At 60.5% G+C, this 20,745-nt stretch carries 20 protein-coding genes and 1 pseudogene; 3 read left to right on the top strand and 18 right to left on the bottom strand.

The window, feature by feature from the left end:
• Nucleotides 1-79: 79 nt before the first annotated feature.
• The 8 genes from PJ259_RS05730 to PJ259_RS05695 form a co-directional block, all read right to left on the bottom strand.
• On the bottom strand, nt 80-1,837 hold the full coding sequence (locus tag PJ259_RS05730) for an FAD-dependent oxidoreductase (RefSeq protein ID WP_271655066.1): 1,758 nt from the start codon (nt 1,835-1,837) through the stop codon (nt 80-82).
• Between the two features lie 154 nt (nt 1,838-1,991).
• Nucleotides 1,992-3,266 (bottom strand): OprD family porin, encoded by a 1,275-nt coding sequence (locus PJ259_RS05725; RefSeq protein WP_271655065.1) that lies wholly within the window; start codon nt 3,264-3,266, stop codon nt 1,992-1,994.
• A 100-nt stretch (nt 3,267-3,366) separates the two neighbouring features.
• Nucleotides 3,367-4,572, bottom strand: a complete 1,206-nt coding sequence (mhpT, locus tag PJ259_RS05720; RefSeq protein WP_271655064.1) for a 3-(3-hydroxy-phenyl)propionate transporter MhpT — start codon at nt 4,570-4,572, stop codon at nt 3,367-3,369.
• 163 nt (nt 4,573-4,735) lie between these two features.
• Nucleotides 4,736-5,758, bottom strand: coding sequence for a 4-hydroxy-2-oxovalerate aldolase (gene dmpG, locus PJ259_RS05715; protein WP_271655063.1), 1,023 nt, complete (start codon nt 5,756-5,758; stop codon nt 4,736-4,738).
• Nucleotides 5,759-5,768: 10 nt separating this feature from the next.
• On the bottom strand, nt 5,769-6,704 hold the full coding sequence (locus tag PJ259_RS05710; RefSeq protein WP_271655062.1) for an acetaldehyde dehydrogenase (acetylating): 936 nt from the start codon (nt 6,702-6,704) through the stop codon (nt 5,769-5,771).
• A gap of 27 nt (nt 6,705-6,731) precedes the next feature.
• Nucleotides 6,732-7,529 (bottom strand): 2-keto-4-pentenoate hydratase, encoded by a 798-nt coding sequence (mhpD, locus tag PJ259_RS05705; protein ID WP_271655061.1) that lies wholly within the window; start codon nt 7,527-7,529, stop codon nt 6,732-6,734.
• 54 nt (nt 7,530-7,583) lie between these two features.
• On the bottom strand, nt 7,584-8,444 hold the full coding sequence (locus PJ259_RS05700) for an alpha/beta fold hydrolase (RefSeq protein WP_271655060.1): 861 nt from the start codon (nt 8,442-8,444) through the stop codon (nt 7,584-7,586).
• A 57-nt stretch (nt 8,445-8,501) separates the two neighbouring features.
• The gene (locus PJ259_RS05695) at nt 8,502-9,446 is read right to left on the bottom strand and encodes a 3-carboxyethylcatechol 2,3-dioxygenase (RefSeq protein WP_271655059.1); all 945 of its coding nucleotides are present in this window, start codon (nt 9,444-9,446) and stop codon (nt 8,502-8,504) included.
• A gap of 391 nt (nt 9,447-9,837) precedes the next feature.
• On the opposite strand from PJ259_RS05695, the gene PJ259_RS05690 reads away from it, so the two are divergent.
• Nucleotides 9,838-10,512: a GntR family transcriptional regulator gene (locus PJ259_RS05690; RefSeq protein ID WP_271655058.1), complete on the top strand. Its 675-nt coding sequence runs from the start codon at nt 9,838-9,840 to the stop codon at nt 10,510-10,512.
• Between the two features lie 299 nt (nt 10,513-10,811).
• Here the strand turns inward: PJ259_RS05690 and PJ259_RS05685 are convergent, their stop codons facing one another.
• From PJ259_RS05685 to PJ259_RS05655, 8 genes and pseudogenes are all read right to left on the bottom strand, one after another.
• Complete coding sequence (locus PJ259_RS05685; protein WP_271655057.1) at nt 10,812-11,711, bottom strand: alpha/beta fold hydrolase; 900 nt, start codon at nt 11,709-11,711, stop codon at nt 10,812-10,814.
• Entirely contained in the window at nt 11,708-12,505 is a 798-nt protein-coding gene (locus PJ259_RS05680; RefSeq protein ID WP_271655056.1) for a molybdate ABC transporter substrate-binding protein, read from the bottom strand. Before PJ259_RS05680 ends, PJ259_RS05685 begins: the two co-directional genes overlap by 4 nt.
• Before the next feature lie 26 nt (nt 12,506-12,531).
• Entirely contained in the window at nt 12,532-13,467 is a 936-nt protein-coding gene (locus PJ259_RS05675) for an SMP-30/gluconolactonase/LRE family protein (protein WP_271655055.1), read from the bottom strand.
• 26 nt (nt 13,468-13,493) lie between these two features.
• Entirely contained in the window at nt 13,494-14,321 is an 828-nt protein-coding gene (locus PJ259_RS05670; RefSeq protein ID WP_271655054.1) for an amidohydrolase family protein, read from the bottom strand.
• Between the two features lie 24 nt (nt 14,322-14,345).
• A pseudogene (locus PJ259_RS22850) lies at nt 14,346-14,435 on the bottom strand (twin-arginine translocation signal domain-containing protein); the annotation flags it as partial.
• Between the two features lie 57 nt (nt 14,436-14,492).
• Entirely contained in the window at nt 14,493-15,311 is an 819-nt protein-coding gene (locus PJ259_RS05665; protein ID WP_059315114.1) for an SDR family NAD(P)-dependent oxidoreductase, read from the bottom strand.
• A 10-nt stretch (nt 15,312-15,321) separates the two neighbouring features.
• Nucleotides 15,322-15,882: a carboxymuconolactone decarboxylase family protein gene (locus PJ259_RS05660; protein WP_271655053.1), complete on the bottom strand. Its 561-nt coding sequence runs from the start codon at nt 15,880-15,882 to the stop codon at nt 15,322-15,324.
• A 12-nt stretch (nt 15,883-15,894) separates the two neighbouring features.
• Nucleotides 15,895-17,244, bottom strand: coding sequence for a cation:dicarboxylate symporter family transporter (locus tag PJ259_RS05655; protein ID WP_271655052.1), 1,350 nt, complete (start codon nt 17,242-17,244; stop codon nt 15,895-15,897).
• A 160-nt stretch (nt 17,245-17,404) separates the two neighbouring features.
• On the opposite strand from PJ259_RS05655, the gene PJ259_RS05650 reads away from it, so the two are divergent.
• Nucleotides 17,405-18,331, top strand: a complete 927-nt coding sequence (locus tag PJ259_RS05650; RefSeq protein ID WP_059315111.1) for a LysR family transcriptional regulator — start codon at nt 17,405-17,407, stop codon at nt 18,329-18,331.
• Between the two features lie 51 nt (nt 18,332-18,382).
• Here PJ259_RS05650 and PJ259_RS05645 read toward each other — a convergent pair whose 3' ends face one another.
• Nucleotides 18,383-19,006: a VOC family protein gene (locus tag PJ259_RS05645; RefSeq protein WP_271655051.1), complete on the bottom strand. Its 624-nt coding sequence runs from the start codon at nt 19,004-19,006 to the stop codon at nt 18,383-18,385.
• Nucleotides 19,007-19,136: 130 nt separating this feature from the next.
• On the bottom strand, nt 19,137-19,604 hold the full coding sequence (locus tag PJ259_RS05640; RefSeq protein ID WP_271655050.1) for a winged helix-turn-helix transcriptional regulator: 468 nt from the start codon (nt 19,602-19,604) through the stop codon (nt 19,137-19,139).
• Nucleotides 19,605-19,696: 92 nt separating this feature from the next.
• Between PJ259_RS05640 and PJ259_RS05635 the strand changes: the two genes are divergently transcribed.
• On the top strand, nt 19,697-20,659 hold the full coding sequence (locus tag PJ259_RS05635; RefSeq protein ID WP_271655049.1) for an aromatic alcohol reductase: 963 nt from the start codon (nt 19,697-19,699) through the stop codon (nt 20,657-20,659).
• The last annotated feature ends 86 nt before the right edge of the window (nt 20,660-20,745 follow it).

Here is a 20,745-nt window from a genome sequence, read left to right as displayed (position 1 = left end):
CCTGACCAGAGCAGAAGCTGAAGAAGCGTTGATTGGCCAGAAAAACAAAGCGCCGAAATCGGCGCTTTAGAATGAAGCTTCAAGCAGGGTTGGAGAGGATCTGACTCAATGCCTCTTTCAGCGCCTTGTAGGCCTGCTCCAAGTCCCACACAGCATCAACGCTGCGCCATGCCACGACACCGTCTGGTCGAACCAGCAGTGCTCCTGCTTCGTGAATTTCGCGAATGCGCTGCCAGTCGCAGTATGGATCTGCTGTACCACGTTCGCCGGTAACAACGACTTTAAGGAATGGCTGGTTGAGCTCTTTGGCTGCATCCACCCAAGCACGCCCCGCAAGGCCTGTCACCAGGGTGAAGTTTCCTTTGCCGACGACATCGAGCGTAGAGATCCGATGGCCTTCTTTGTTGACCAGCCACGCATGTGGGATCTTGGCGCCGGGCCGAGTAGTAGCTTGGAGGTACAGAACCGGATCCTGCTTCCACACTTCCTCCTGTTGCCCCACATCTGGGATCACAGCAGAGGATTTGTAGCGCTGGTTCAATTCCACACCCTGGGCATTGAACTCGTAGCTTTTCAGCTCAAGCGCAGCCTGGAGTTTTTGCCTGGTTTCGACACCTTCCGGGGTAGGCGCTTTGACGTGCGCCAAAAGCTTCTCAACCGAATCGATGCCATTGTTGAACTGGAAGCAATCTTTGAATGGTGCGTAATCCTTTCGGGACTGGTTAGCACGCGCAACGATTTGCTTGCCAACCGGCGCTCGCTCCAGCGAATAGCTTTCCAGCAACTCCCGCCCTGCATAACCTTTGACTACATAGGCGAGTTTCCAGCCCAGGTTGAAACCATCCTGCATGCAGGTATTGGAGCCAAGGCCACTGGATGGCGGGTGCCGATGAGTGGCATCACCACCACAAAATACGCGACCTTTCGAGTACTGTGTGGCGTAAGCCTGGTTGACGTACCAGATCGAGCTGCGCTTGAGGTCGACCTCCAAGTCTGGGTCTCCCACCAACGTGCGGATTCGCTGAAGAACAGTCGCATCGCTCAGGTCGGGTTCTCCCTTGCTCATGTCGAAGCCCCAGCCAGCGATCCACTGATCCCACGGACGAATAGCGCGCAGCAGCCCCATGCCGATTTCGCCGAATCCAGCAATTGGGTTGGCGATCCACTGCAAGATGCTAGGGCGATGAGCAACGTACTTGCTCAGATCGGCATCAAAAATGACGTAAGCTGTTCCTGCACGAGACATCTCGCCTTCGATTGGCAGTTCGAGCTCCTCTACTACCTTCGAGCGGGCGCCATCCATACCGACAAGGAACTTAGAGCGCACGGTGTATTCTCGTCCGGTGAGAGTGTCACGCAGAAGAGAGGTGACACCCTCATCGTCTTGCTTGTGCCCGAGGTATTCCGTGCTAAAGGAAAGCTGCGCACCGCGCTCGGCAGCAGCTTTTACCAGGATGGCTTCCATCTCTGGTTGAATCAGGTCGACCATGGTGCAAGGGCTGCCTTTGACGTAGTCACCTTTACGCAAATCTCCTGTACCCCATGCACGAACGCGGGCAATCTCCTCGCCGACCAAACTGGTCGTAATAAGCGTATCGCCCATCTGCTCCCAAGGCGTGGCCTGGCGAATGACCTCCTGCTCAATACCGAGATCCCTGAGAACCTCCATCGCACGCTGATTAGTAATGTGGGCACGGGGAGAGTTGGCGAGCCAGTTGAACATGGTTACGGTGCGCACTCGCACGCCTTGCGAAGCGAGAGCAAGGGTCGTGGTGAGACCGGCAGGGCCGGTACCAATCACTAACACATCAGTATCGAATTCATTGGATTGAGTCATTGTTTTTGTCTCCATCTAAGGCAATCAACGTATGCGTGCCCAACCGAGCTTTGCAGTATCTAGCATGCTAGCATGTAAGTTTATCTGAGAATAGAAAGCTCTTTCCGAAATGCCGATGAACCTGCGCTTGCATCAGCAAACGCAGGCACCGTGATCACCAGAGTTTCAGGGTGTAATCGACGTTTACTCGGGCTTCGTTCCCGTCTCTGAAGCTGGCGGCGGATGCGAAATCGTTGCGGTACTGAGACTGCCGCAGGCGCACCGTCCAGCCCTTTAAGGAGCCTTGAAGTGCGTATGCCAGCTCCAGGTAGCGCTCCGATTCTGTCAGCCCATCGCCGCCTAAGGTCGGTAGCGAGATGTTGGAACCCTTGATATAGCGAGCGACAGCTTTCAGACCGGTTATACCGACTTCGGAGAAGTCATAGCCGTACAGTGCCTGCCAGGAGCGCTCTTTGGGATTCAGAAACTCTGAGCTCATGAATCCTTCACTGACAACCAGCGGCTCAGTACCGGCCAGGTAAGGCATGGCAGTGTCACCTGAAAGCTGCATGTAGCCGGCACCGAGGGAATGACCGCTGTTTGTGTAGGTGAACATGACGCCGAGGTTGCGGTTATCGACGTTCCCTCCCCTTGCTTCACCGTCCTTACCGGTCAGGTAGTAACGGAAATCTGTTTTGAGCTTCCCCGCGCCAAGCGGTAAAAGGTGCTCGAAGCCGACGTAGTGCTTGGAATAGATGTCCGTAAGCTGCGCGTAGTAGTACTTCACTGTCAGGCTGTCGGTCACCTTGTAGTCACCACCAGCAAACAGGAACTCATCACTGTCAGCGGCACCATTGAAACGCCGGTTCGGTGAGGCAACACTCATGCGTTGATAGTCGGTCGAATCACGGTAGTTGATGCGATCCAAGCGCCCCAGATGCAAGCTCAGATCTGGAATGTCGGTAGATCGCAGGTAACCGCCTCGGAATGTTTGTGGAAGCAGCCGCGTAGGGCTGGCAAATGCGATAGGCAAAAATGTTGAGATTGTGCCGTACTGCAACTCGGTGTTTGAGACCTTCACCTTGGCCGTGAGGCCAAGCTCGGAATATTCGTCTGCGGCTTCACCTGTGGCCGGATTTCGTGGCAGTAACCCGGTGCCTGAGCGGTCGGGAGACGAGTCGAGCTTGATGCCGAGCATTCCAGTCGCATCAAGACCGAAACCGACAATGCCTGGAGTAAAACCAGAGCTAAATTTGGCAATAACGCCCTGTGCCCATTCGCGAGCAGCCGCTTGAGGCGAAGTACCGACATAGTTCCTGTCGAAGTAGTAGTTCCTGAAGGTCACGCTCGCTTTACTGTCCTCGACGAAGCCTTGGGCATTGCTTGCGGTAGGAACAGTCATGGCGGCGACAACTGCAATGGCAAGAGCGCTAGGGGTTGTTTTTTTCATGGTTAGCTTCCGCAATATTATTTTTTTTGGGCGTGCAGCAGAACACTGGTGCATGCGAGACGTGCACCAACAGAGGTTTCGTTACTTGGGTGGAAGGCGCTTAGTCGGAGACTTTTTTCACTTTGGAGAGGATGCAGAGCGAGCCTGCGGCCAGGAAAATTCCAGGGGCACAGGCAAGAAACACCCCATAAACACCCAGTCCCATTGCGAGCATTTTCCCAGCGACGAGCGGGCCAGTTATCGCGCCAATGCGTCCGACTGCGACTGCGCTACCTACGCCTGTTGCACGGCTCGTATTTGGGTAGTAAAGCGGAGCGAGGCCATAGATGACGCTCTGACCGCCCGTGGTGAAGATCCCGGCCAGAAAGCCAGCCGCCATGGTCAGGGCAAGTGTTGGCGAGGCGTAAAGCGAGACCAGCGAAATGGCCATGCCGATGTAGATGATCATCGACATTTTCCAGACCGCGAGACGGTCAGTCAGATAGCCCAGCGCTAGAGTGCCGAGTGTTGCACCGATCTGCATGGTCAGAACGATCATGCTCGCCTGCTTGCCGGTATAGCCTTGCCCTACTAGTAGGCTCGGTAACCAGTTGATCAGGATGTAGGTCACCATCAGTGTGAAGAACAAGCTCACCCACAGTGTCATTGTCGGCAAAGTGTTCTGACGGAAAAGTACACTGTTGACCGATTCCTGTGCGGGCTGCTCATCGCTGTTTTTGGCCGCAAATTTGGCAGTTTCAATCAGGAACAGTGCCAGCAATGCGACGATGGCCAAGGGCACGACACCACCGATGTAGAACACCAGACGCCACTCGGTTTGCTCACTGAACATACCAACCAACGCAGCCAAAGCCGCGCCCAGGGGCACACCGCAGTACATCATGCTCACAGCAGTGCTGCGAAAACTTTTGCCCGCTGCTTCAGAGGCTACTGCAATAAGATTGGGTAGTGAGGCACCGAGCCCAACGCCCGTGAGGAAGCGCGCGAGCAGCAGTGTGTAAAGCTCTGGTGCATGTGCGGTTACGAGCGAGAAAATACCAAACATGGCGACCGACCCGATGAGTACGATCTTGCGCCCGTATCGATCAGCCAGTCGTCCACCTATAAATGCTCCAGGAAGCATGCCGAAAATTCCGGCACTAAATATCCAGCCCATTTGAAGACGGTCGAAACCGTACTCGGCGAGAATACCTTGTGCAGCGATGCCGGGCGCCTGCAGATCCAGGCCTTCCATCAATGCCACTGCGAAGCAGAGCGAAATAGTTAGCACGAGGCGAGATGACGAACTAGCACCTTGAGTGCTCATTGGTTCATCTCCGCGACGAAATCTGTGGTAGTTACGGGTGCGACAGGCACCGACAGCACGAACGCGCAGCCGAGCGCAAACTTGGCAATAATGACCAGTTTCATTAGTAGACCTTTTGTTTTTTTTATCTTTGGAAAGTGGCTGCATTGCAGCCACTCATCAGTTACCGCTTGTTGAGCAGATCCAGTGCCACATCAACTATCATGTCTTCTTGTCCACCGACCATTCGGCGCTTGCCAAGCTCGACAAGAATGTCGATGGTCTTGAGGCCGTACTTCTGAGCCGCCAGTTCAGAGTGGCGCAGGAAGCTTGAGTAGACGCCGGCATAACCCAGCGCCAGTGTTTCTCGGTCAACCCGCACTGGACGATCCTGCAGCGGACGAACGATATCGTCTGCGGCATCGATCAACTTGTAGACGTCAGTGCCATGGTTCCAGCCGAGACGATCAGCAGCGGCGATGAACACTTCCAAAGGCGCGTTACCGGCACCGGCCCCCATTCCTGCAAGACTGGCATCAATGCGATCACAGCCTTCTTCAACGGCAGTAATGGAGTTCGCCACACCAAGGCTCAGATTGTGATGGGCGTGCATGCCCGTTTCGGTTTCGGGCTTGAGCACATCCTTGAACGCACGGAAGCGGTCACGGATATCCCCCATGTTCATGGCACCACCAGAGTCCGCCATGTACACGCAGGTCGCACCGTAGCTTTCCATCAGCTTGGCCTGCTCGGCCAAGAGCTTAGGCTCAATCATGTGCGACATCATCAGGAAGCCAACGGTGTCCATGCCCAGCTCGCGTGCGTACTCGATATGCTGCTTGGAAACATCAGCTTCCGTGCAGTGAGTAGCAACTCGAACAACGCGTGCGCCTGCGTTATAAGCTGCCTTCAGGTCGTGAACTGTTCCAATGCCTGGCAACAGTAAGGTGGCAATCTTGGCGTGCTTGATCACACTGGCGGCGGCTTCGATCCACTCCAGATCAGTGTGAGTGGCGAAGCCGTAGTTGAAGCTTGAACCTTGCAGGCCGTCGCCATGCGCGACTTCGATAGAGTCGACCTTTGCCTCATCCAGAGCTCGTGCAATGTCCTGGACGTTTTGCAGCGAGTACTGGTGGCGAACCGCATGGCTGCCATCGCGGAGCGTCACGTCAGAGATGTAGAGTTTTTTGCCGGATTGAGTAGTCATGACGGTCTCCTTATGCCTTGCTCAACGACTGGGCCATACGCTCTGCAGTTGCGAGCGCAGCGGAGGTCATGATGTCGAGGTTGCCTGCGTAGGACGGCAGATAGTGCGCCGCGCCTTCGACTTCTAAAAAGATTGAGGTCTTCAGACCCGAGAACTTTCCAAGCCCTGGGATGTTCAGTGGCGCGTCCTCTGGGATCACATCGAACTGAACCTTCTGCTTCAGGCGGTAGCCAGGCACGTAAGCCTGAACAGCGGCTGCAATCTCTTCTACCGACGCCTCGACCTTTGCTTGATCGGCCAATTCAGACAGCACGAAAACGGTATCGCGCATCATCAACGGCGGCTCTGCCGGGTTCATGATGATGATGGCTTTGCCCTTGGCGGCGCCGCCTACATCCTCGATTGCCTTGGAGGTGGTTTCGGTGAACTCGTCGATATTGGCGCGAGTGCCTGGGCCGGCTGATTTACTGGCAATGGATGCAACGATCTCGGCGTAGTGAACGTTGGCGACTCGCGATACAGCAGCAACCATAGGGATAGTTGCTTGACCACCGCAGGTCACCATATTCACGTTCAACGCATCGAGATGCTGTTCCAGGTTGACCACCGGGATGCAGTAAGGCCCGATAGCAGCCGGTGTCAGATCGATAACTCGAATGCCAGGTTTGATGGAGCGCAAAAAGGCATCGTTTTTGACATGCGCCCCGGCGCTGGTGGCATCGAAAACAAAGTCGATTTCAGAAAACACTGGGAGTCGGGTAAGGCCCTCGACGCCCTCGTGCGTGATCTCAACACCCATGCGGGCAGCACGTGCCAGGCCGTCTGATTTCGCATCAATACCGACCATCGCACCCATCTCCAGGTGCTTGCCGTTGCGCAGGATCTTTATCATCAGATCCGTTCCGATGTTGCCCGAGCCAATGATGGCAACTTTGAGTTTTTTCATATTTGTCTCTTTAAAGCGACCGTGCGATTAGTCGTTGGAAAATTCGACGGCCACAGAGCCGACACCGCTGATGACCGCTTCAAAACGATCTCCAGGCGAAACCGGGGCCATTGGGCCAAGAGCGCCAGTAAGGATGATGTCCCCGGCTTTCAGGGGAGCACCGAGCTCAGCCATCGTACGGGCGAGCCATACAGCCGCGTTGATTGGGTGGCCCAGACATTGAGCGCCGCTGCCCGAGGAAACCTCCTCGCCATTGCGAGTCATCACCATGGATGCATTGCGAAGGTCAACGCCGTCCAGGCCTTGGGCAGGGCCACCCAGGACGAAGCTACCGCTGGATGCATTGTCAGCAACAGTGTCAACGAAACGAATGTTCCAACCTTGGATTCGGCTGCCAACGATTTCCAGTGCAGGCGCTACCCAACCTGTCGCCGCAACGACCTCGGCAAAGGTAGTGTCAGCATTGGGAAGATCGGCCTTTAACACGAGTGCGATCTCAGCTTCGATCTTCGGCTGCATGACACTGGCGAAAGGCACGACATCGTTATCGCCGTAACACATGTCCGCGAATAGCGTTCCAAAGTCAGGCTGATCAACACCGAGCTGAGCCTGAACCTTCTTGTTCGTCAGGCCGATCTTGCGGCCAACTACACGTCGACCGTTAGCACTTGCGTAAGCCACATTAAGGCGCTGAATGGCGTACGCCACGTCACGGTTTTCTTCTCCAATCACTTCGCGCAGCGGGACGACTGCCTCGCCAGTGGCTTCAGCCTCCCGCAAACCGCGTGCAAGATCTTCAATGACCTTTTTTTGTTCGGTACCCATCGTTACCTCCTCATGGCGTCAGCCGCTTGTGCGTCCGATTCGATTCTTGGGGGTTCAGTGGCTCAGGAAGTCGATGACCATGCGGTTGAACTTGTCCGCGTGCTCCCACTGCGCCCAGTGGCCGCAGGCGTTAAACACATGGAGCTCAGAGTTGGCGATGCCGGCGATCAGACGCAGTCCGGTATCCATTGGCACAAAGCGGTCATTGCGGCCCCAGATGACAAGGGTTTGCGCTTTGATCTCACCGAGACGGTGAGAAAAATCGGGGAATTGCTTCGGGTTGGCATTGATGCTTTTTACGAAGTTTTCCAGGTGCTCTTTCTGCTTGAGCATATTGTCCAAACGGGCCTGGAACAGCTCCTCGGTCAGAGCGCTGCTGTCGTAGACGAAGACGGTCATCATCTTCTTCAGATTTTCGATGTTGGGATCGCGGTACACACCCTGGATCAGCTTGATACCTTCGGTTGGCATCGGCACGAATGGACTCATACCGCCTGTGCCGCCGCCCATCAGAACCAGCTTGCCTACACGCTCAGGGTTATCGAGGGCGAATGCGACAGCGGTGTGGCCACCCATTGAGTTACCAACCAGGTGAACACGATCTAGGCCAAGTGCATTGACGAAGCCTTTTAGCGCATTAGCGTTCAGGTTCGAGCGCGAGCCGGTGCAAACGATGGGGTCGCTTTTGCTCCAGCCTGGCACGTCAAGAAGAATGACTCGGTAGCCTGCTTCAACGAAGGGTTCGATGTTCTTGCTGAAGTTTGCCCAGCCGCTAGCACCAGGGCCGGAGCCGTGAAGCATGATGACAGTCTCAGCCCCATCGCCAGCTTCGTTGTAGTGAAGCTGAAGATCCAGATCGCCTTCTTTGATGCGGACGAACTTGCTGGTACCGGATTCGGTGAGAGATGCAGACATTGATAAGTCCTCTTGTAAATGTGCGTTGCTTGGACCTGGCCGGTCGGCAATGGTGGGCTATCGAGCGGAATGGGCGCTAAGGGCGCCGAAGCCGGCGATCCACTCGGGGATCGGGCGGTAATAACGGCTGGTGATCTCGTAAGGGCCGTAAGCCGAGAGCGCGGCGAATGCGCTGACCCACGTCTTCACCTCATGAGTCGACTTGCCGGCGATGACAGACAGGTCGTCGTTGGCAAGCGCATCCAAGGCAGCGAGATCTTGCGAAACCATGATGTCCAGGAATTCGTTGTCCCACTTGGGGTTAAGCGGATGCAGAGAATCCTGGTCGTCCACGAACTTCCGGGCTGCATCGACCACCCGTTGAGTGCGAGCGTTGCGCTCACCAGCGTTTAGGTGCCGCCCGCTGCCCAAGAGGCGATCCTTCATCAGCGGATTAGCGGTTGAGAGTTCAGGAACTGGAGGTTGGTGAGACAGTCCACCCGAGCCAATGAAGAGCACGCGTTGGTCGAGCCCTTTGGCGAACTTCCCAATCGCCTCGCCCAACATACGAGCACGCTTAAACGATGGCATTGGCTTAGCCACGCAGTTGATGAAGACAGGGATGGTTGGATATCGATCAAGGCCCCCCAGAAGTAACTCCAAGGGCTGAGCAAACCCATGATCTACCTGCATGCGATACGAGACAGCAGTGTCGACGCCCTCGTTGAGTACCGAAGTCGCGCAAGTTTCCGCTAGGTCACCAGGAACCAGGATTTCACCAGCAGCTGATCCAAAATCGCCGATCGCGTCCGCAGCCATACCCATACAGAAGGATGGCATTACGTCATAGAAAAAACCGTTGTAGTGATCGGGCGCAAAAAGGATGACTAGCTCGGGATCGAACTGCTGAATCTGGCTGCGAGCATCTGCGATTGACTGGTCGATTTCCGCGAGGACTTCCGCTGCTGGATCGACCAGACCTACGAGGGGGGTATGTGACAGGCAGTGAAGCAATGCACTCATATCCGTTCACCTTGAAGGGCGCGGCACAGCAGTCAGAAACACCTGATGCGCATCAAGGGGCAGTCCCGTCTGGCAGGCAACTGCTACGGGTGGCTGGATCGCCGATGGCCCTGATTGAAACGCCACGCTTTTGTTGTAAGTCAAACCACTATGCACCCTTGCATTCTAGCATGCAAGCTCCTAATGGAGACCTCTCGTCAGCTCTGGCTTGATTAGCTCATGATGTTACCGGGGCCGGTGGATTCGGTAGGTTTCGTGCGACTAGCTACCCCGAAGAGCGCGATTTAGATACTTTCGGCCTCTGAACGAGGCCTGCTACCTTGCAGCGGAGATGAAAGGCGCGGTGCAGTGGTAACATAACTATTCCAAGAAGCGTAATCGACCGACCTTTATGCAAATCGTTAATAAAAAAGTTGCGATATACCAAGAGATCTTGGAGCGCTTGCTGACCAAGCGGTATCGGTTTGGTGAGAAGATTCTGGTCAAGGAGATTGGCGAATCGACTGGCGTAAGTCGGCAGCCAATCATGACTGCGCTCAACAGCCTTCAGGAGCGTGGGTTTGTCCAGATCACGGCTCAGGTTGGATGCCAGGTCGTCGACCCCGCAGCTGAAGAGATCGCAGACTTCTACGACATGTTCGCCCACACCGAAGGCCTGATTGCCAGTTTGGCTGCGGAGCGTGGTTCGTATGTCGAAGTCGCTCGATTGAAGGAAATCAACAGCCGCATTGCCCGCATCGATCCAAACCGTAGCGACGCTGCAGACAGCTACAGGGTCCTCAATGGTGATTTCCACCGGCTACTGCACACGATGGCCCGCTCGCCCATCGTCTCGTCAAGACAGCTCGCTAACTTCGAGCTCTCCGACTTCCTGATCGTCCAAAGTTGCGGTTTTGGGGTTCACTTGAAAGATGTTGCCGGTGAACACAACGAGATCATCGCTGCCCTCGAGGTGCGAAATGGCGAAGCAGCTCGACACGCGTCTGTCGTGCACCTCGACAGCGTTTCCCGTGACGTAGTGGAAAGCCTGCGTGTGCGAGGTGAATCCGCTGAAAGACGTGGATAGTGACTCTCAGCGGCCCCAGCTGGAAGCAGCTTTTGCCCGCTGGCTGCAGACAGCAACGGCAGCTTTGGGTCGAGAGCAGACCTCAAGCTTTTCCTACTGCATAAAGGCCATCCGTGGATTCTTCAAACAAGAATCCACCGACAGTCGTAGCTATTACAAGCAAGTCCTTGGGCCGTCGCATTGATTGCTACCAGCAGTCGCAGCTATTTCGAAGATCTGAAGCTCCCTATTGCAGACTCGTTGGCCAGGGGTCGCATCTATTTCGCAAACCGACAGCCAGCCCTATGCGCCACTGCACCTCAACTGTGTGGAGGCTGCTCGTAGCAGGTGCGGGCAAAGGCACCAATGGCGTCAGCCATGGCCTTGGGCTGTTCCGGGGCCATGGCGTGACCAGCGTTCTTCAGCACTTCCACCTGTACTCGATCACCCAGCATGCTCTTGAGCACACCCGAGAAGCGACGGGGCGCCACCGCATCGGCCTCACCCTGCAAATCGAGAATGGGCGCCTTGCCAGCGGCGAAATAGTCGTCCACGGGAGTGGTGTTGCGCGCATGGGATTCGGCTTCGTGGGTGGCTTCGTGCCAGCCATTCAGCCAGAGGCGCGGATCGTTGCCCGGGGCGAAGAAGGCCTTGCGCAGATAGACCAGGCGCTGTGCTTCGGACAGCGAGGGATCGCCGGCGCCGTCGATGGCCTGGCGCATCTCGGCGTTGATCGGCTTTTCGGTCGAACCGGGTGGCACCTTGCCGGCCGAGGCGGCGGCCAGAACCACGCCGCGCACCAGATCCGGGCGATCCACCGCGAGCTGCCGCGCCGGGAAATTGCCCCAGGCGTGGCCGACCACTACCACCGGGCCCCGCTGCTCGTGCTCGACCACGGCAGCGACATCGCGAGCGAAGTCGTGAACCGAAAGATTGTCCATAGGGCCCCGGCTACGGCCTATGCCCCGGGGCTCGGGCCGTACGACGCGGAAACCCTGCTCGACCAGGTAGGCGGCCACTTGATCGTAGTCGCGACCCGAGCGGCCGAGAGAGGGCAGCATCACGATCACGGGGCCTTTACCCTGGGCATTGACTTCGATCTGAACGTTGTCGTGCTTGACCAGCGTCTGGGTCAGAGGTGGCGTTACCGGTGCGGCGCAGGCCAGGGCACTGGCCAATGTCAGAGAGCCGGCCAACAGCAGGGAAGCAGGGATATTCATGGGTGAGCTCCAGCGATGGGTTCGAGGCCGCTTTCGACCAGCAGGTGACGGGCAGCGGGACTGCCCAGGAAGGCCACGAATTCGCTGGCGACCTGGGTGTGGGGCGTGTTGCTGGCTACCGCGGCGCAGAAGCGGCTGACCTTCTGCACCTCTTCTGGCAATGGGCCGAGGTAGTCGACACCGGGGGTAACCTTGAGCTCGCTGACCTGCTGCATGCCGATGTTGGCTTCGCCCCGGGCGAGGGCGGTACCTACCAGCTCCTTGCCCTGAATCTCGATTGTCTTGCCTTTGACCTGCTCGCTGATGCCCAGGCGCTGGAACAGCTCGTTTCGCACGAAAACGCCGCTGGCGCCCTGGGAGTAGGCGATCCGGGGCGCCTGCAAGAGCGCCGTACGCAAGGCCGCCACCGTGCTCACATCAGGGTGAGCGTGACCCTTGGGCACCCCTACGCCAATACGGGATTCGGCGATTTCGCGGCGACTCGCCATATCGAAGACGCCCGTGGGGCCGAGCAGGGCAAGGGTCTCGTCGGCCATGATGGCCAGGTCCATGGGTTCCCTGTGCTTGATGCGCTCGGGGATGGCTTCCGGTGAGGTGCCCATCGAGGGGCCCCAGGCGATGCTCAGGGTGTTGCCAGTAGCCTTTTCATAGGCCGGCTGCAACTGCGCCATGGCGCCTTTGAGCGCGCCGCTGGCAATGATCTTCAGTTCGGCGGCATCGACGGCCGGGGCGAGGCTGACCAGACCGGCCAGGCCGGTGGTCACGAGGAGCGAAGCGGATCTTGTTTTTTTCATGGTGGCTTCCAGGCAGGCGCGGTCGTTTACAGGCCGCGGGTGTTGACGAACAGGGCGTAGAGCGAGGTGGTGGAGGCCATCAGCAGGCGATTGCGCCGTGGGCCGCCAAAGCAGAGGTTGGCGCAGCGTTCAGGCAGGTCGATGTGGCCGATGGCGGTGCCGTCTGGAGCGAAGACACGGACACCGTCCAGGCCAGGCTCGGACGCACCCCAGCCACACCAGAGGTTGCCGTCCACGTCCACGCGCAAGCCGTCGGGCAGGCCGCTGCCGGCATCGATGAATGCGCGGCGGTCGTGCAGGCGGTTCTGCGCATCGACCGCATAGGCCACGATCCGGCGCGGGCGTGCGCGGGATTCGACCAGGTAGAGGGTGCGCTCGTCCGGCGAAAAAGCCAGGCCATTGGGGCCTTCGAGGTCTTCGGCGACGCAGTGCAGTTGGCCGTCGGGGTCCAGGCGATAGAGATTGGCAGGCAATTCCGCCATGCCCTGGCGCCCCATGTAGTCGCTGACCAGGCCGAAGGGCGGATCGGTGAACCAGATGCTGTCGTCGCCCTTCACCACGATGTCGTTGGGCGAGTTCAGGGGCTTACCGGCAAATTGGTCGGCCAGCACCGTCAGGCTGCCGTCGTACTCGGTGCGGGTGATGCGGCGCCCGCCGTGCTCGCAGGCCAGCAGTCGGCCCTGGCGATCACGGGTCAGGCCGTTGGCCTGGTGAGCGGGCTGGCGGAAGACGCCAAGGGTTTCGGTGGCTTCGTCCCACCTAAGGATGCGGTCGTTGGGCAGGTCGGTGAACAGCAGGTAACGGCCATCGCCGAACCAGACCGGACCTTCGGCCCAGCGCATGCCCGTTGCCAGGCGCTCTACCTTGGCATGGGCCAGACGGTACTGGGCGAAGCGCGAATCCAGTTCGCGTACTGCCGGGTCGGGTACCCGGCGACTCGGTTGCCATTCGATGGCGTCCATGGGCTCTCCTCGGGGAAGCAGGTGGGCTAGGCGTATAGCCGGCGCGGGTTGTCGATCAGCACGGCCTGTTGCAGCGCCCGGCTGTCGCAGACCTGCAGCACGAAGTCCAGCAGCTGGCCATCGTCGGGAACCGGACCCTTGATGTTCGGGTGCGGCCAGTCGCTGCCCCAGAGGGCACGCTCCGGCGCGCATTCGAGGAGTTGCCGCACGCGATCCAGGGCCTGGGGCCAGGGGCCGGGCTGACCCTGCATGGCCCGGTCGATACCGGACAACTTGATCCAGCGATCCGGACGCCGCAGTTCCTTGCGCAGCGCGGCAAAGCCTGCCTCGTCCAGCGGCTGGGTGAGGTTGGGGCGGGCCATGTGGTCGATCACCAGCGGCACCTGCAGGGTGCGCCACTGTTCCAGGAACGGCAGCAGGGTCGGCAGTTCGCCATGGATGAGCACGTGCCAGCCCAGGGGGGCGACGCGCTCGGCCAGTCGGCGTAGCTGTTGGGGGTCGCGGGCGCCCGGCAGGTGCCCCATCAGATTGAAGCGGATACCGCGCAGACCGCCGTCGTGCAGTGCCTGCAGCTGAGCGTCGCTGGTGTCCTGGTCGATCAGGCCGACGCCTCGGTAGTGGCCGTCGCTTTCCGCGATGGCGGCCAGGATGGCGCTGTGGTCGGTGCCATAGGGTGCGGCCTGGACCAGTACGCCGTGGCTGATGCCCAGGCGGCGATGCAGGGCCAGCAGCTCGCTGAAGGGCGCCGGCGCCGGGGTGTAGGCGGCGTTGGCCGGCAAGGGGAAGCGTGCCCAAGGGCCATAGATATGGGTGTGACAATCCCAGAGGCCGGTCAGGGCAGGGGAAGCGTTCATGGTGGCTCCATGGGTCTGGACGAGGGGGGCGGCGCCCAGCCCCAGGGCGGCGGCGGCAAGGGTTGCCTGCTTCAGAAAGCGGCGGCGCGTAGGGGGAACGTGGGCATCGGCCATCGGGCGCTCCAGGGTTGGAAAAGAAAGAACCGGGCGGCCGGCGCCGCCCTGGGCGAACTAGTCGCAGCGCGCGGTCATGCCGCCGTCGACCACGATCTCGGTGCCGGTGACGAAACGCGCCTCGTCGCTGGCCAGGTACAGCGCGGCGAAAGCGGTATCGCGGCCATCACCCATGAAGCCCAGGGGGATGCGCGCCAGGCGCGTATCGAGCAGCTTGCTGACGTCGCCGCCGGTACGCTGGCCGGCCAGGCGCGCTTCGACCATGGGCGTGTGCAACTGGCCGGGCACCACGGTGTTCACCCGGATGCCCTTGGGCGCGTATTCCACCGCCGTCACCCGTGAAAGCTGAATCACGCCGGCCTTGCTGGCGGCATAGGCCACCTGGGCCGAGCCGGTCCAGCGAATGCCCGAGGTGGAAGCGGTGTTGACGATGGCGCCGCTGCCCTGGGCTTCCATCAGTGGCAGGACGTGCTTGCAGGTCAGGTAGACGCTCTTGAGATTAAGGGCGATCTGGGCATCGAAGCGCTCCTCGGCCAGGGCGACGGCGCCGCCGGCGGCCGAACCGCCGACGTTGTTGACCAGGATGTCGACCTGGCCATAGGTGGCCTGACAGGCCTCTACCATGGCAGCCACCGCGTCGCTGTCGGTGACGTCGCAGGCATGAGGGGTCACTTCGCCACCGGCTTCGCGAATGCGCGCCAGGGTTTCTTCGAGCGCGCCGAGGTCGCGGTCCACGGCAAACACCTTGGCGCCGGCCAGGGCGAAGAGGGTGGCTACCGCGCGGCCGTTGCCCCAGCCGGCGGCGACGCAACCGGCACCGGTAACGATGGCGACCTTGCCCTGGAGGCGGTCACTGCGGGGAAGTTGATCGGTCATAAAAGGTTCCTCAGGCAAGGGTGGCGGGCAATTCGGGGGCGACGCCGACGGGTGGCGGAACCTCGAACACCTTGATGGTCATGGAAATCAGCGTGTAGTAGCCGGCGATGCCGACCAGATCGACCGCCGCGTCGTTGCCCAGCTCGGCGACGAAGGCCTGGTAGAGGTCATCGCCCACCTGGCGCTGCTCGTGCAGCTCGCGAACGAAGCGGTAAACGAGCTGCTCGTCGCGACGCTGGAATGCGGGCTCCTCGCCAAGGCGGATCGCCTCGATGACGTCTGGATCCAGCCCGGCCTCCAGGGCGAAGGGTTTGTGCGCAGCCCATTCGTATTCGGCGAGCCAGTGGCGGCCGAGCAGCAGGATGGCCAGCTCGGATAGACGCGGTTCCAGGCAGCTGTCGTAGCGGCAGTAGCGGCCCAGGGCCTGGGCGCAGGCCGCCAGTTCCGGGCGGTGCAGCCAGATGGCCAGGGGGCCGCGGACGCCTTTACGGGGACCGCTGGCGATGCGGTCGTAGATCTCCTGTTGCGCGGCGTTGAGGTGCTGCGGGTCGACGGGGGCGAGACGATGCATGGTGGTGTCCTGTCAGGGGCGCAGGGTGGAAGAGGAGGAGGTGGCGACGGCTTCGGCCTGAGCTTCTGCCTGGGCTTCCCGGATGGCCGCGGCGGAGGGGCGCAGCAGGCTGCGGCCGGGCGTTTTGCCCGTGGCGCGGGTGAAGGCGTCACGGTCGAAGCTGCCCTCCCAGCGGGCAATGGCGAACACCGCGACGGTGTTGCCGACGATGTTGGTCAAGGCCGTGGCGGTGGCCATGATGCGATCGATGCCGAACAGCAGGCCCAGACCGCTCAGCGGCAGGACGTGCACCGACTGCAGGGTGGCCGCCAGCTTGATGAAGGCGCCGCCAGCCACCGTGGTGCCGCCCTTGGAGGTGATGCTCAGGACCGCCAGCAGACCCAGTTGCTGCCAGAGCGAGAAGGGGGTGTCGGTGGCCTGAGCGATGAAGCCGACGGCGATGGCCATGTAGATGGCAGTGCCGTCCAGATTGAAGCTGTAACCGGCCGGTAGCACGAAGCCCACCACCACCTCGTCACAGCCGCTGCGCTTGAGTTTCTCGATCAGGCGCGGGAAGGCCACCTCGCCGGAGGCGGTGCCGAACACTAGCAGTATCTCGTCGCGGATCAGGCGCAATACAGCCATGAACGGCAGGCCGATCGACCAGCTGATGCTGCCCAGCACGCCGAAGACGAAGAACAGCGAGGCGGCGTAGTAGACCGCGATCAGCTTGAGCAGATAGAGCAGGGTGGCGCCGCCGTAACTGCCGATGGCGGCGGCCATGGCCCCGAAGGCGCCCAGCGGCGCGAGCTTCATGATGAAGCCGAGCATCTTGAACAGGATGGTCTGGGCTTCGTCGAGGGCGCGTACCGCGATGGACTCGGGACCACAGGTGCGGTTGATGGCGATGCCCGCCAGCAGCGAGATGAGCAGGACCTGGATGATGTCACCCTTGGCGAAGGCATCGACCAGGGTGTGCGGGATGAGGCTGAGCAGATAGCCCGTCACCGAGATCTCGCCTGCGCTCGACGTCGCCTTGATGGCAGCGGTGGATTCGGCGAGGTTGGTGGCGTGCAGGCCGTTGCCGGGCTGCACGAGATTGACCAGGACGAAGCCGACCAGCATGGCGACGGTGCTGACCACCTCGAAGTACGCCAGGGACTTCATCCCCAGGCGACCCAGCTTGCGCATGTCCTGGACATGGGTGAGGCCGTGGACCAAGGTCACGAAGACGATGGGGGCGAGCATCATCTTCAGGAGGGCGATGAAGGCCTGGCCCAGCGGCTTCATCGCGACCGCCCAACCCGGGGCGGCGAAGCCGACGATGATGGCGGCGACCAGAGCGATCAGCACCTGCACGTGCAGTTTCTTCAACAGAGTCATGGCGTGTCCTCGCCCTGCGGGCGTCGTTGTTCTTGTGATTGGCCTGTAGGGATAGCCAATTCCCCCTACGAGCTATTTGATGCGAGCATAGATAAGTCGCTTTAGGTGGACAAAAACCTTATTTTCATCAAAAGCTATGCTTTGAAAGCATGGGGTTGCCATGGATATTCGCGAGCTTCGCTCCTTCGTCAAAGTCGCTCAGTGCGGCGGCTTCAGCCGCGCTGCGCGAGAACTCTATGTCGCTCAACCCGCGCTCAGCCGGCAGATCGCCAAGCTCGAAGAGCAACTGGGGGTCGAGCTTTTCACCCGCCACGGCAAGGGGGTGGAACTGACCGCCGCGGGAGCACGGCTGGTAGAGCGTGCCGAGGTGATGCTGCGGTATCTGGAGGAAACCGCCGACCATGTGCGCAGCAGTGCCGAGGAGGAGCGGGGCCACCTGGCGGTAGGTCTGCCACCGGCGATCGGTTCGCTGGTCGGTCCCCAGTTGATCCAGAAGTTTCGTCAGCGTTGGCCCAAGGCCTCACTGCATGCCCTGGAGGGCTTGAGCACCTCGCTGCAGGAGTGGCTGCTGCAGGGGCGCATCGAGGTGGCCGTGGTCTACAACCAGCCGTTGCTGGAAGCCTTCGAGGTGCGGCCGCTGTTCAGCGAGCGGATGGTGCTGGTAGGGCCGCCGGGCGAAGCCAGTCGCTCGCAGCGGCTGTCGGCGCTAGGCGAGGTGCCGCTGATCCTGCCCGGGCTGCCGCACAGCAACAGACGCCTGGTGGAGCAGGTGGCGGCGCAGAACACGGTGCGCCTGAACGTGATCCTGGAGGTGGACAGCGTCGGCCTGACCAAGAAGCTGGTCGCCGCAGGGCAGGGCTATTCGATCCTCGCCCACGCCGCCGTGCAGCAGGACATCGACCGCGGCGAGCTGGTCGGCCACGAGATCGAGCGACCAGGCATCCGCTCGACGGTGGCCCTGGCGCGGCTGAAGGAACGTCGCAGCAGCCGCCTGGCCCTGAGCTGGGAAAAGATCGTGCTGGAAACCCTGGAGGAGTTGGTCACCGTGGGGCCCTGGAAGGAGGCAGCCCACTGGCTTGGCCATTGAGCGGGCTGGGTGGCCAAGGTGCCTTGCTCGCCATGGCTAAAGGCTGGCACATCAAAGGGTCTTGAGTCCGTTGGGCGTCTCGATACAAGCCAGCAAGCCAGGATGCGCAGCGGCCATACACGCTATCGGACCGGAGAGTCCGATGGCGTCCAGCTGCTGCCTTATCGAAGCGGGATCGGGATGGGCGATCTCCAGCCGCTGTAACCGACAGCCCCTGTCGATCAGGTGCAGGGCGGGATGCTGGGCGTCGCCCCAGTCGATCAGGCTGGGTAGCATCCCTCCCAGCGGCAAGTGTCCATCGGCGTGGATCGATATCTGCCAGGAAAGCGTGCCTCTGCTCATCGATTCGATGGTGCCGAAGGTCTGCGTGAGGCTAGCGTCCGCGCGATCCAGCCGCTGGGTCCGCGCGACCCAGTGCGCCAGGCAGGGGGCAGTCCGAGGCTCCAGGTCATCCAGGCCAAACCATCGGGGTCTGGTCGGCGCCTGAGCGTCGGGGTCCGGGGCGATGACCTCCAGATAGCAGTCGCCCAGGCGCAGCAAGAGGTTATGGGTACCCATGCGCGGATGCTTGCCGCCTGGCTGCATCACTACCCCGAGTCGTTCTTCGACGTACTGGGCGCCTGCGGCGAGCGTTGGGGCCACGACGACCAGATGATCCAGGCTGGCACGTCTCATGGGTGCGACTCCTGAGTGGGTAAGGTGCGAGCACGAAAGGGGCGGCAGGATCCGGTTGGCGTTCACCGGCCAGGCCTGGCTCACGATGCCAGCCCCTGCGGAACGCGGTGGGTTGCCCTGGCGGTCCCATTCAGGCCCGTGGGTCTTCGCCGGTTGGCTCGTCCGGCATGGGCCTTGGCGATTGCCACGCCGGCTTCTCGTGAACTCGCTCATCGAAGGCACGGCGCGCGGCGCGGAAATCTTCGACATTCTCGATGACCCAGGTCCAGATGGGCGTCATCCGGATCAGCAGACTCAGGCCCAGCGGCGTCAATTCGTATTCGACCCGAGGCGGGATTTCGTCGAAGTCGTGCCGCAGCAGCAGGCCGTCACGTTCGAGGGCGCGCAGGGTCTTGGTCAGCATCCGCTGGGTGATGCCCGACAGTTGTCGCGCCAGTTCGGCATGCCGCATGACGCCATAGACTCCAAGCGAATGCAGGACCCCCAGGGACCAGCGACTGCCCGCATGGGTCAGCACCTCCCGGCGTACGCCGTCTTCATCCCGCCTGAGCGTCTGGCAGATGGCTTCAGACTGTCTGAGGATCTCCAGATCGGTCATCTCATCCCCTGGTATCACGCGTGTGCCTTCTTCTGAGCGCTGCTGGCGTCTGCCAGCATTCACTCATCTTACACCTGACGTCAGGAGTCATGATGACTGCCCAATTCCCTACCGCTACCCAATCCGTTCTCGTACTCGGCGCCGGCGAACTCGGTCTGCCGGTGCTGCGCAATCTCGCCCGGCTCTCCGGGCAAAAGCCGGGCTCGCGGATCAGCGTGCTGCTGCGCCAGTCCACGCTCGACAGCCAGGAACCTGGCAAGAAAAGGGAGATAGACGAGCTGCGCGCGCTCGGCGTTGCCCTGGTGGCGGGCGATCTGGTCAAGGATTCCATTGCCGACCTGGCGGCGGTCTTCGCGCAATTCGATACCGTCATCGGTTGTGCCGGCATGGTTGCGGGGCGGGAAACCCCCATGAAGCTGGCTCGTGCAGCACTCGCTTCCGGCGTGGAACGCTACTTTCCCTGGCAATTCGGAGTGGACTACGACGTCATCGGTCGGGGCAGTCCCCAGGACCTGTTCGATGCGCAACTCGAGGTGCGGGAATTGCTGCGCGCCCAGCGCCAGACCGAGTGGGTGATCATCTCCACCGGGATGTTCACCAGCTTCCTGTTCGAACCCGTGTTCGGGGTGGTCGACCTCGTAACGGATACCGTGAATGCACTGGGCAGCCTGGATACCTGCGTTACCCTCACCACCCCTGAAGACATCGGCAGGCTGACCGCGGAGATCGTGTTCTTCGAGCCACGTTTCTGCAATGAAATCGTCTATCTCGCGGGCGATACCCTGGCCTACGGCGAAGTGGCCGGCCTGTTGGAGTGGGTATTGAAGCGTCCCTTCAAAACCAATGTCTGGTCGGTTCCCTGCCTAGTGGACGACTTGGAGAAGGAGTCCGACGAGAATGCCAAGCACATCCGGAAGTACCGTGCCGTCTTCGGCCAGGGTCGCGGCGTCGCCTGGCCGATGGAAACCACCTTCAATGCCCGGCACGGTTTCGCGGTGACCAGCGCAGAGCAGTGGGCGCTGGAGCATCTGGGCGAGGCCGGGCGGGCCGAGTGAGCCTGGCCGGGCCGGGACGTAGCCCGGTCATGTAGGGCGGTGCCCCCGCTGTACTACCGGGCTCAACCAGTCTTCAGTAATAGGCA

The sequence above is a fragment of the Pseudomonas sp. JBR1 genome (assembly GCF_028198185.1).
Lineage (GTDB): Bacteria > Pseudomonadota > Gammaproteobacteria > Pseudomonadales > Pseudomonadaceae > Chryseomonas > Chryseomonas oryzihabitans_E.
Note: the sequence above shows the minus strand (reverse complement) of the source record. Positions and strands in the feature narration are given on the sequence as shown.

Excerpts from the sequence above, each read along its gene's own strand:
- PJ259_RS05645 (WP_271655051.1), bottom strand. The coding sequence starts at position 19,006 with ATGAGACGTGCCAGCCTGGATCATCTGGTCGTCGTGGCCCCAACGCTC.
- PJ259_RS05640 (WP_271655050.1), bottom strand. The coding sequence starts at position 19,604 with ATGACCGATCTGGAGATCCTCAGACAGTCTGAAGCCATCTGCCAGACG.
- mhpD (WP_271655061.1), bottom strand. The coding sequence starts at position 7,529 with ATGGGTACCGAACAAAAAAAGGTCATTGAAGATCTTGCACGCGGTTTG.
- PJ259_RS05695 (WP_271655059.1), bottom strand. The coding sequence starts at position 9,446 with ATGAGTGCATTGCTTCACTGCCTGTCACATACCCCCCTCGTAGGTCTG.
- PJ259_RS05685 (WP_271655057.1), bottom strand. The coding sequence starts at position 11,711 with ATGAATATCCCTGCTTCCCTGCTGTTGGCCGGCTCTCTGACATTGGCC.
- PJ259_RS05700 (WP_271655060.1), bottom strand. The coding sequence starts at position 8,444 with ATGTCTGCATCTCTCACCGAATCCGGTACCAGCAAGTTCGTCCGCATC.
- PJ259_RS05725 (WP_271655065.1), bottom strand. The coding sequence starts at position 3,266 with ATGAAAAAAACAACCCCTAGCGCTCTTGCCATTGCAGTTGTCGCCGCC.
- mhpT (WP_271655064.1), bottom strand. The coding sequence starts at position 4,572 with ATGAGCACTCAAGGTGCTAGTTCGTCATCTCGCCTCGTGCTAACTATT.
- PJ259_RS05730 (WP_271655066.1), bottom strand. The coding sequence starts at position 1,837 with ATGACTCAATCCAATGAATTCGATACTGATGTGTTAGTGATTGGTACC.
- dmpG (WP_271655063.1), bottom strand. The coding sequence starts at position 5,758 with ATGACTACTCAATCCGGCAAAAAACTCTACATCTCTGACGTGACGCTC.
- PJ259_RS05660 (WP_271655053.1), bottom strand. The coding sequence starts at position 15,882 with ATGCATCGTCTCGCCCCCGTCGACCCGCAGCACCTCAACGCCGCGCAA.
- PJ259_RS05635 (WP_271655049.1), top strand. The coding sequence starts at position 19,697 with ATGACTGCCCAATTCCCTACCGCTACCCAATCCGTTCTCGTACTCGGC.
- PJ259_RS05670 (WP_271655054.1), bottom strand. The coding sequence starts at position 14,321 with ATGAACGCTTCCCCTGCCCTGACCGGCCTCTGGGATTGTCACACCCAT.
- PJ259_RS05665 (WP_059315114.1), bottom strand. The coding sequence starts at position 15,311 with ATGACCGATCAACTTCCCCGCAGTGACCGCCTCCAGGGCAAGGTCGCC.
- PJ259_RS05650 (WP_059315111.1), top strand. The coding sequence starts at position 17,405 with ATGGATATTCGCGAGCTTCGCTCCTTCGTCAAAGTCGCTCAGTGCGGC.
- PJ259_RS05655 (WP_271655052.1), bottom strand. The coding sequence starts at position 17,244 with ATGACTCTGTTGAAGAAACTGCACGTGCAGGTGCTGATCGCTCTGGTC.
- PJ259_RS05690 (WP_271655058.1), top strand. The coding sequence starts at position 9,838 with ATGCAAATCGTTAATAAAAAAGTTGCGATATACCAAGAGATCTTGGAG.
- PJ259_RS05680 (WP_271655056.1), bottom strand. The coding sequence starts at position 12,505 with ATGAAAAAAACAAGATCCGCTTCGCTCCTCGTGACCACCGGCCTGGCC.
- PJ259_RS05675 (WP_271655055.1), bottom strand. The coding sequence starts at position 13,467 with ATGGACGCCATCGAATGGCAACCGAGTCGCCGGGTACCCGACCCGGCA.
- PJ259_RS05710 (WP_271655062.1), bottom strand. The coding sequence starts at position 6,704 with ATGAAAAAACTCAAAGTTGCCATCATTGGCTCGGGCAACATCGGAACG.